This window comes from Pelosinus baikalensis (genome assembly GCF_020819555.1).
Taxonomy (GTDB): domain Bacteria; phylum Bacillota; class Negativicutes; order DSM-13327; family DSM-13327; genus Pelosinus; species Pelosinus baikalensis.
This window is the reverse complement of record NZ_JAJHJB010000079.1, coordinates 1-8697: the sequence shown is the minus strand read 5'-3', so window position 1 is coordinate 8697 and position 8697 is coordinate 1. Positions and strand designations below refer to the sequence as shown.

The window sequence follows — 8697 nt, the reverse complement described above, 5'->3', positions numbered from 1 at the left end:
GACCTGCTGAGCTGGCTCTTAATATCTTGGCTATGTTTACGGATCGGCAGACAGCAGAAGAGCTGCACCAGATATTCAAATGGGATTTTATAGTTAGGGTGCCTTATGATGGCGCCACGATAAAAGGTAAGGAAATAAGGAAATGGTTAAAGCAGCATAAGACTGCATCATAGTGTGATGAGAGGGCGGTGTGGGAGCCGCCCCTTATTAGGGGGAGTAGACATGATTTACACAGGGGTGGTGGTTATGGTTGGCCAGATCTAGAAATATTAAACCAGGATTTTTTACGAATGATGAACTTGCAGAAATTGAGCCGCTTGGAAGGCTATTATTCGCTGGTCTTTGGACTATAGCGGATCGGGAAGGACGGCTTGAAGATCGGCCTAAAAAAATAAAAATAGAAGTATTACCTTATGATAATTGTGATATCGATTCGTTGCTTCAGGAGTTGTCAAATAGAAAATTTATTCTTCGTTATGAAGTAAATGGAGAACGGTACATACAGATTTTAACCTTTATTGAACACCAAAATCCTCATAGAAATGAAAAGCCTAGTACTATACCTGCACCAGACTTGCACAGTACAAGTACAGTACAAGCACCATGCATAAATAGTACAAGTAACATACAAGAACAGTTTAATAATGAGAGTGGTATTGTGCAAGGTGTAGTCGTAGCATCAGAGCAGGAGGGTGCTAGTAGTGTACTCGAAAAGCAAGAATCCAGTAAAATCAAGCCTTCGAAGGACTCTGGTACAAGTACGGTACAAGCACCAGACAAGAACAGTACTAATCTAGTAATGCACAGTACTAATCGGGCTGATTCCTTTAACATGATTCCTGATTCCCTTAACAAGACCACTCATGTCGATCCGTTGTCTATTGAAAAATCTGTGGATAACTTTAGTGGCATGGATAATTCTGACAATGGAATAAAACCCAATACTGATTTTATGATTTTCTGGAATGAGTATCCTCGACGATCGGGTATGAATAAGGCGGTGGAAGCATGGAACAAGCTTATGCAGAAGGGGATACCTCCTAATGACCTTGTAAGAGCTGCTAAGAAGTACTCGATAAAGGTCAAATCTGAAAAGGTTGATTTGGATTATATCAAGATGCCACAGACTTTTTTGTCCAGTGGAGCTTTTAAAGAATATGCTCCAGTATTTTCACCGGATTGTCCGGAATGTCGTGGAGTAGGATGTATACCAGTAGATAAAGCAGATCCAGCTGGTGCAATGACAGAATGCAGTTGTAAGAAGAGGCTTGATGTAGCATAAATAAGATCATTTTGTATTTGTTATTTTCTGGGAAATGTTAGGAGGGTTAATTGTGGGACCATGTGTGCATTGTGGTCGGTTAACGGATAATGTGGAGAATATTTGCTCTCATTGCCAGAAGCGTAAGGAGAGTAAAAATGCTGTTAGTCCGGAGGTTCGCAGCCAGATTGAAAAGGCTGTTAAGATGGCAGAGCAGTATCATAAAGGATTTCGTGTGATTCAGAACCAGCGAGGGGAGATATTAGTATTTCCAACTGCGGTACCTGTGAAAGAAGGTACCTTGGTGCTGTTTGAGACGGAGGTGTAGATGTGAGATATGCGCATGCAAACCGTGGTAAGGCTTTTGAAGAGTCGATCATCATGGTGAATGAAATATATAAGGCCAGAGGCAAAGCAATTATAACTAAAGTGCCAACGGAGTGGATACCTATTCGCCAGGGCGGGAAGATCATATCTGCAAAGGTGGAAAATAAGTCAATCGTGGATTTTCTAGGGAGCTATAAGGGACAATCCATTGCCTTTGATGCAAAGGAGTGTTTGTCTTCTGATCGGATTCGCTGGGCGGAGCTGAAAGAGCATCAACAAGAGTTTCTTGATCGGCATTATAAGACGGGGGGAATCTCCTTCGTGTTTGTTAGTTTCAAGGGTGGAAGGTACTTTGCGGTACCATGGAAAGTTTGGGAGTATGGTCTGGATGAATGGCAAGCGGGCGGGGCTGCATCGATACATATCAAGGATTTTTCACCAGAATGGAAGGTGCCTCAGAGTTTAGATTATTTGCCGATAGTGGATCGGCTGTTTAGGAAGGTGGGGTGAAAGTGGCCATTGTCAGTGTTGATGTTGATCTGGATGAGTTCGGTGATGAAGATTTGCTTGAAGAGGTCAAAAAACGTGGTCTTCTAAAAGCTGAAAGTAATGACTATAGCGAGATCATTTCACTGCTAGAGAATAGTTCAGGCGCAGCTGTTATTAAGACCGGGGTTGGTGAAGCCTTTAGTGTCAGTGTTGGTGGTAATTGTTCTTATGCCGATAATGGAAGGTCAACGATAATTGTTATCAGTGGCGAGTAATGTCCTTGTTATCAAATGTTATGAGTGCCTCGTGAGCACGTATAGAAAAACGAACTTAAATAAAATTGATTGGAGTGGGGGAGAATGAATCAATATTTATCACGGGATGAAAAAGAGAATCTGGTAAGACTTATGACGCTCAGGGTGCAGCTTGAGAAAGTCATTGAATTGTACTCTGGTTTGAAGAACGTAGATAAGAAATTTCTTTCTGAGCTCAGGCATGCACGGACTAGACTCGAAAAATCAGCAGACATACGACTAGGCTATCTTGATGAGCAGGCCAAGGAAAATCTAATGGTATCGATCTCCAAACTTAGAATCATGTTTATGGCTACGCCAGAAGCCATCCAAGCCAATAAGGACATGCTGCAGTTAAAAAGCACGCTGCCGATTGACGTAGAAGATTTCCAAGACTGGTATGGATTTGTGATTGAGCATAGTTGCAAAACATGCACCAAGGCAGATTATAAAGAGTGTGCAGCACGTAGGGTTTTGTCCAAGTATGATGTAGTGCCAGTTGATCCGGAAGCGCAAGAGAAATGCCAATACAGCTATGCTAGTGACCTTGCACCTGAGACAGATACACCAGGACTCATCGAAAAGCCTGAGTTTGCAAATATAGGTGCAGAGCTAGAAGCACTGCAGCTTAGAGTTTCGGAGTATGATCGGCTGAAAATAGTGATTAACGATATCCTGCATCCGAACGGTGATGGTCCTGCTAATCCGAGCATGTGTGACATTGTGGCGTTTATTCGGAGTGACTGGGATCGGTTTGCGAAAGAAGCACAGGAATTACGAAAGCAGCTTGAGGAGTTGCAGGTTAAGTATGATTTGCTTACTGAGAGTAGTGGGGTTCAGAAGAGTGGTGCAGCGGAAGAGGATCTCGATTGCGAGGATGATGGTCTGCCTGTCACGTTAGTACTCAACCATGGTCTAAAAACTGTAATGCACCTACCCAAACATATGATAGAATGTCTCATAACTGAAATTAAGCGTCCAAGTCGCTTTTCACGGAGTATTTGTGCCAAGTTCGTAGATGACGAATTTGTGGCAATCGATATGCAGGAAGTTGTCGCCATGCGTGTGTCTGGCTTGGAAGATATTGAATGGAGTAAGCCGGGAGTGGTACAAACTCAAACTACTTCCACCACCGAGCAGGAGCGCTATCGTATTGAATGCTCTTGCGGTGCTGAGTATTTTGCTAATATGTATAATGGCTTTCCAGGTGGTCGAACGAAAGGACGTTGCCGCGAGTGTCAAAGTACAGTTTTTGCTGATCGTCAGGTGGACAAGATCCCTGATCCTAGTGATGGTGTAGAAGCAACATTGTTGACGAATCGGTATTTTGTGATTCGGGAGCCATACCAATCGCGTGAAGAAAATGCACCAGTGAGCAGCCCTATTACCCCGAAATTGAGGGAATTAAACGTCGCACCAGATCTAAGAAATATCAAGAATATTGGCCGTGATTGTAAAGATCCATGCAGGCTATTGGTGTAATGAGAATGGCTATACAACGTACGGAAGCAGAGTATGCAGTATTTAGTAGCTTGATAGGGTGGATGATCAAGGGGCGACGATTAGCCCCTCATGCTTCTAGCGAGAGGATTGTCACTGGAGCGCTAGACGTCGTCAGGGGCGGGAATAGTACTAGTGGAGTATCATTGCAAGGGCGGGTTGAAACAAAGAGCCGTAGAGGGCCGCAGAGGAAGAGAGGGCTTTGAAATGAAACAGTTTATTCTGGTGTTGGTTCTAGTTGCAGTTCAATATACCGTGAGCCCTGGTGACACGCTGCAGTCTATTGCTGAGCAGTATTGCCAGGGCGATGATCCTCGACAGGTTGCGGAGTTCCGCGAGGGGATCAGGGAATTAAATTATGATGTGATTGGTGAGAGTGATGTGTGGGCGGGGTTGGTTTTAGAAATAAATCGGTGGGAATAGAAAAATAGCGCCTTCAAGGGGGAGAGCTTTAAATGGGAGAGAAGTTGTTGAACGATATGAGAACTGTCAGTAGTAGGATGCTGGTTAATAGAAATATATATAGGCTGGAGATGAGCGGTAAAAAAACTGGCTGCTCTTTAGAGCAGCTAGTAAGGGACCCGTAACAACTTAGGAGGCAGTTACATTACATAATATGTTCCAAAGTGAATAAAGGTGATTAATCTGTTATTTAGAACTGCATATTAAAAGTGCGGTGTAACCAGTTTGGATGGTAGGAGAGAGGTTATGTTGGGGAGGGCGGGATAGATTATTTTGATAACTTTTCTAATTGAAAAAATTTATGGTACTGATAAAATAACCAAAATAATATCCAGTCAGATATATAAGAGTGCCAAAACGTCCATCCGTTATAATGAGCCATGTGTCCCGTTTTCACATGGATATATTCTATAGTAATCGCCAAGGCAGTCCAAGCAAACCAATAATAAAACATAATAAAGTATGACTGCTTTTTAGGAAGCCATTGGATAAAGAGATAGGTAACAATAATGTAAACATCAAAATCGTCCATGAGCTCCCTTATAATCTTTGGTTCGTTTCCGTAATACTCCCAATAGATTACATACCATTCGACAATTTGGTCGCTAATTAAACTTAAGCATAATGCAAAGGCACAAACTGGGACCATTTCCTTCCAGCGTGATCTATCTGCAAAAATTAGCCAACAAGCCCATGATATTAAAAAACGGGTATAAAAAAAGTCCATATTAATTGCTCCTTAAGAGACTGTCAAAAGATATTATTAGGATTAAGTATTTTAATTATGCAAATGGATAAAAAGGGCGGGGGCAAAATAACATGTATATCCATATAGCCTGGTTATATCCAGCCGCCTTTATTGGCTGCTTAGTTGGGTTGTTAGTAGCAGCAATGTGTACAGCTGCTAAGCGAGGAGATCAATATCTGAAGGAGACAAGTATGACATTAAGCAATGAACTTATTAAGCAGATAAAGAAAGCACAGCACCAGCTAGATTCCCTAAAGTTTGGGAATGTAGATTTTATCATACAAAACGGTGAAGTCACCCGAGTCGATATACGGCAGAGTATTCGTCCGGAGAAAAAAGAATAATTGGCTGACCGACGAACGGAAGCCGACACTACCTGGGATTACTAGGAGTGTCGGCATTTTATATTTTATGAGTGGGGTGTGGGAACATGCAAGCGAAAAGAATAAAACCATGGGAAACATTAATAGGAAAAGTGCTTGTAAAATATTATCATAAACAGTCTAGATTAGAGCAACTGCGAGGTATTGAAGTCATTCTATTAGGTGATATCCGTGAGATGGAAGAAACAATAAAATGTATGATGGACACCCCAAAAATGACAGCCAAATATGGTTATTCACCAGGTGGTGGTAGTAATTGTAGTGATCCCTTGGCCTCTATGATTGAAAAGCTAGAGAATGCAACACAGAAAGCACAGCAGCTTCTACCAGATAAATATAAGAGATTAATTAGCATTAGATACCGAATTCATGAAATACGAGAGTGGATGGCACCATTTGACGTGGCTTTTAACCGATTGACTGAAGAGGAAAAGCGTATTTTAGAAATGAAATATTCATGGCGTAGGTCAAATCGCAGTATAGCAGACATGTTTCATTGTACTGAAAAACGTATAAGGTCTATTCATTATAAAGTTATAAAATATATCACGATTTGCTTCCAAAAACAAAGTGGACGCAAAATGGACGCACATGGGGCTGGTTTTTATGATAGGATAGTAGTGTAAGTAAATGTGAAGACTATTAGGCCGTCCCGCTAGGGGCGGTTTTACTATTAGTAATAATATAAATAAAGGAAATGGATGGAAAATGTCGAAAAATATAACCTGAAATAATAAATTATTTGATGGAGGAACTTATGCTTATTTGGAGAGGTTATGGATTTATAGTCCCTATAATTACTATTCTGGTATGTTTGATAGTGCAATCATCTTTTGATGCGGTATTCTTTAAAGGATACTATAGCCTTAATAAGTGGCCAGTATTATTAGCACTTTTCATTGCTGCTATACCTGTTTGGTTTGTAGGAAAGCGATTAAATCAGAATTCGGAGCGAATATTACTTGACCCTAAGACCGGTGAGGAAGTTAAATTAGTTTCAACACATAGTTTGTTTTGGATCCGTGTGGAGTATTGGGCACCTATTTTGATTGTAATCGGTATAATCAGCTTTATAAAATAAAATATAGAGATATCAATTCATTGTAATAAAGCACCTCAAAGGGTCTTTATTACAATGAATTTGAAGGATAATATTCCCTTTTTCCGAAAATATTACATATACAATAGGAGGTATCTTTCATGCGTAAAATAATCTTATTAACTATGCTTTTGGTCTTTGCAATTATATTACCCTGTTATGCTGATTCAAAAGAAATAATTACCGAAGGCACCTATATTGCTTCAGAGTACGATTCCCCTTCTCAAGGTGAAGAAGCTGCCTTATTAATTGCTAAACGAGCTGCTCTCGAACAAGTCGGAACCTATTTACAATCTGAAACTTTAGTGAGCAATCTTCAACTCAAAGACGAACAAGTTAAATCACTTACGTCTGAAGTAATAGAAACTACGGTATTAGATAAATCTCGTACATTTAACGGACAGAACATGGTATTTTGGGTTAAAATAAAGGCTATTGTGTATCAGGATAAGCTGCTTGAAGTCATAAAAAGCGGATTTAAGGTAATGAATAAATCGGCTAAAGACAGATCGGTCATGGGAGTTGTGACGATAGTAGACCTTGCTCCTGGAGCAAAATTCGACGCAAAACATGTAATTAAGAAGAAAACCTTCGATTTTAATCAATTTGTAGAATACTTTCATGTTGTTGATCCATTTAACCAGGCTATTACTAATAAATATTTATCTCGGTCACTTGTCACAGAAAATAAAGATGAGTTAGCTGACTATATAAAAGATGAGTATGTAAAGAACAAACAGCTAAGTAATGATGCTTTTGCCGCCGCAGCGGAAAAATATCAATATGAGTATGTTTTAGTTAATATTTTAAAGTTTAATAAAATTGAGAGAGTTACTGGTACTGCCTTTTTCACTTTTGAGATGAAGATGTATTGGCAGACGGATGCAACCATGAATTCATATTTGTATGATACTAAAAATGGAAAAATGATCTTTAATGATATTTTTATGGATAAAAAAGAAAGTCGATACGGAGCAGGTACTTTGTTTAACACGCCAGCAAGAGATGCATCGGAAAAAGCACTTAGTAGTAATCTTAATGACCTTTCACAATCATTGATTGACCAAGCATTGAAAAAACTCCCTAACCTATAAAAGAAAAATAAATAATTTTAGCGGCGGCACTTTGATGGTGTCGTCTTTTATATCCATACAAGGTGTTGATATTGTTTAGCTAAGGATAGAGGATGATAAAAATAGTTCCTTAATTGTGGAGGTGGTGAGATGAAATAATGGCAAAAAAACATGAACAAGCCCAATGAGATTACATCCTTGGTATACCATATAAAGAGATTGCTGCTAAATACGCCGTGTCTGTCGAAACCGTAAAATCTTGGCGAAAACGTCATGGATGGTCCAGGGATAAAACAACTAAAAAAGGTGTGCAGGAATCTGAAGAAGCTGTAAGGCTCTTTTTTTATGCGCAAAATGAGGTGATAAATTGAAATGCCATACAGACTGTGTGTACAACCAAGAAAGCGAATGCACGCGCACTACAACTCACTTGAAGCAGGCTAAATGTAAAGATAGGACTGTTTTAAGATTTGAGACCAAAGATAACAAGTATACATTGCTAAAAACCCTTGACTTTAAAGGCGTAGTAAGTGATTAATACAACAACGCTAAAACGAAAAGGGGATAATGCAGATGGATAAAAGAGTTAAAGATTTAATGGGACATATGATGTATGGCATTTTCGATAGTATCAATAATGCTGATATTATAACTAAAGATGGCGGCTTTATTGTGAAGCTTCCCGATGGAAGTGAATATCAAATAGATATTAAGAAGAGTAAATAAAATATAAAAAGGAGAATGTATGAGTGAATTTACTGTATCTGGCGTGCCAGTACATTGCGCTTATAATGATTTAGCTGACATAACAACGTTAGTCCCAAATCCGCGCAATCCAAACCAGCATCCACAAAAACAAATTGAATTACTGGCCAAGATCATAAAGAACCAGGGCTGGCGTGCACCAATAACGGTGTCGACTCGCTCTGGTTTTGTCGTACGCGGCCATGGACGGCTTCTAGCGGCCCAATGGTTGGGTTTAGGACAAGTACCTGTAGATCGTCAAAATTATGCAACAGAGGCCGAAGAATGGGCCGATCTGATTGCTGATAACCGAATTGC

General features: G+C 40.0%; 16 protein-coding genes. 15 read left to right on the top strand and 1 reads right to left on the bottom strand.

The features are described from left to right. Positions 1–11: 11 nt before the first annotated feature. The 8 genes from LMF89_RS26450 to LMF89_RS24550 all read left to right on the top strand — a co-directional run bounded on the left by LMF89_RS26450 (position 12) and on the right by LMF89_RS24550 (position 4293). Positions 12–173 (top strand): DUF6166 domain-containing protein, encoded by a 162-nt coding sequence (locus LMF89_RS26450; RefSeq protein ID WP_369412716.1) that lies wholly within the window; start codon positions 12–14, stop codon positions 171–173. 77 nt (positions 174–250) lie between these two features. Further along, positions 251–1282 (top strand): LvrA C-terminal domain-related protein, encoded by a 1032-nt coding sequence (locus LMF89_RS24580; protein ID WP_229537459.1) that lies wholly within the window; start codon positions 251–253, stop codon positions 1280–1282. 52 nt (positions 1283–1334) lie between these two features. After that, positions 1335–1589 (top strand): hypothetical protein, encoded by a 255-nt coding sequence (locus tag LMF89_RS24575; protein WP_229537458.1) that lies wholly within the window; start codon positions 1335–1337, stop codon positions 1587–1589. A 2-nt stretch (positions 1590–1591) separates the two neighbouring features. After that, the gene (locus tag LMF89_RS24570; RefSeq protein WP_229537457.1) at positions 1592–2098 is read left to right on the top strand and encodes a Holliday junction resolvase RecU; all 507 of its coding nucleotides are present in this window, start codon (positions 1592–1594) and stop codon (positions 2096–2098) included. A gap of 2 nt (positions 2099–2100) precedes the next feature. After that, a complete protein-coding gene (locus LMF89_RS24565; RefSeq protein WP_229537456.1) occupies positions 2101–2352 on the top strand; it encodes a hypothetical protein in 252 nt (83 codons plus the stop codon). An 84-nt stretch (positions 2353–2436) separates the two neighbouring features. Then, positions 2437–3852, top strand: a complete 1416-nt coding sequence (locus LMF89_RS24560) for a DUF5651 domain-containing protein (protein ID WP_229537455.1) — start codon at positions 2437–2439, stop codon at positions 3850–3852. A gap of 5 nt (positions 3853–3857) precedes the next feature. Continuing rightward, the gene (locus tag LMF89_RS24555) at positions 3858–4076 is read left to right on the top strand and encodes a hypothetical protein (protein WP_229537454.1); all 219 of its coding nucleotides are present in this window, start codon (positions 3858–3860) and stop codon (positions 4074–4076) included. After that, positions 4030–4293: a LysM peptidoglycan-binding domain-containing protein gene (locus tag LMF89_RS24550; protein ID WP_229537453.1), complete on the top strand. Its 264-nt coding sequence runs from the start codon at positions 4030–4032 to the stop codon at positions 4291–4293. Before LMF89_RS24555 ends, LMF89_RS24550 begins: the two co-directional genes overlap by 47 nt. Before the next feature lie 307 nt (positions 4294–4600). Here the strand turns inward: LMF89_RS24550 and LMF89_RS24545 are convergent, their stop codons facing one another. Then, positions 4601–5059: a CBO0543 family protein gene (locus LMF89_RS24545; protein WP_229537452.1), complete on the bottom strand. Its 459-nt coding sequence runs from the start codon at positions 5057–5059 to the stop codon at positions 4601–4603. Between the two features lie 92 nt (positions 5060–5151). Here LMF89_RS24545 and LMF89_RS24540 point away from each other — a divergent pair, with 92 nt between their 5' ends. The 7 genes from LMF89_RS24540 to LMF89_RS24510 all read left to right on the top strand — a co-directional run. Beyond that, positions 5152–5424 carry a DUF2292 domain-containing protein gene (locus LMF89_RS24540; RefSeq protein ID WP_229537451.1) on the top strand — a complete coding sequence of 91 codons (273 nt, stop codon included), beginning with the start codon at positions 5152–5154 and terminating at the stop codon, positions 5422–5424. A gap of 86 nt (positions 5425–5510) precedes the next feature. After that, entirely contained in the window at positions 5511–6089 is a 579-nt protein-coding gene (locus LMF89_RS24535; RefSeq protein ID WP_229537450.1) for a sigma-70 RNA polymerase sigma factor region 4 domain-containing protein, read from the top strand. A 131-nt stretch (positions 6090–6220) separates the two neighbouring features. Beyond that, positions 6221–6544: a hypothetical protein gene (locus LMF89_RS24530; RefSeq protein ID WP_229537449.1), complete on the top strand. Its 324-nt coding sequence runs from the start codon at positions 6221–6223 to the stop codon at positions 6542–6544. Positions 6545–6663: 119 nt separating this feature from the next. Then, positions 6664–7656, top strand: a complete 993-nt coding sequence (locus LMF89_RS24525; protein ID WP_229537448.1) for a hypothetical protein — start codon at positions 6664–6666, stop codon at positions 7654–7656. A 173-nt stretch (positions 7657–7829) separates the two neighbouring features. Beyond that, positions 7830–8006 (top strand): helix-turn-helix domain-containing protein, encoded by a 177-nt coding sequence (locus tag LMF89_RS24520; protein WP_369412715.1) that lies wholly within the window; start codon positions 7830–7832, stop codon positions 8004–8006. A gap of 202 nt (positions 8007–8208) precedes the next feature. Next, the gene (locus LMF89_RS24515; protein WP_229537446.1) at positions 8209–8361 is read left to right on the top strand and encodes a hypothetical protein; all 153 of its coding nucleotides are present in this window, start codon (positions 8209–8211) and stop codon (positions 8359–8361) included. A gap of 19 nt (positions 8362–8380) precedes the next feature. Continuing rightward, positions 8381–8697: ParB/Srx family N-terminal domain-containing protein (locus LMF89_RS24510; RefSeq protein ID WP_229537445.1), on the top strand; the 317-nt coding region annotated here is incomplete at its 3' end.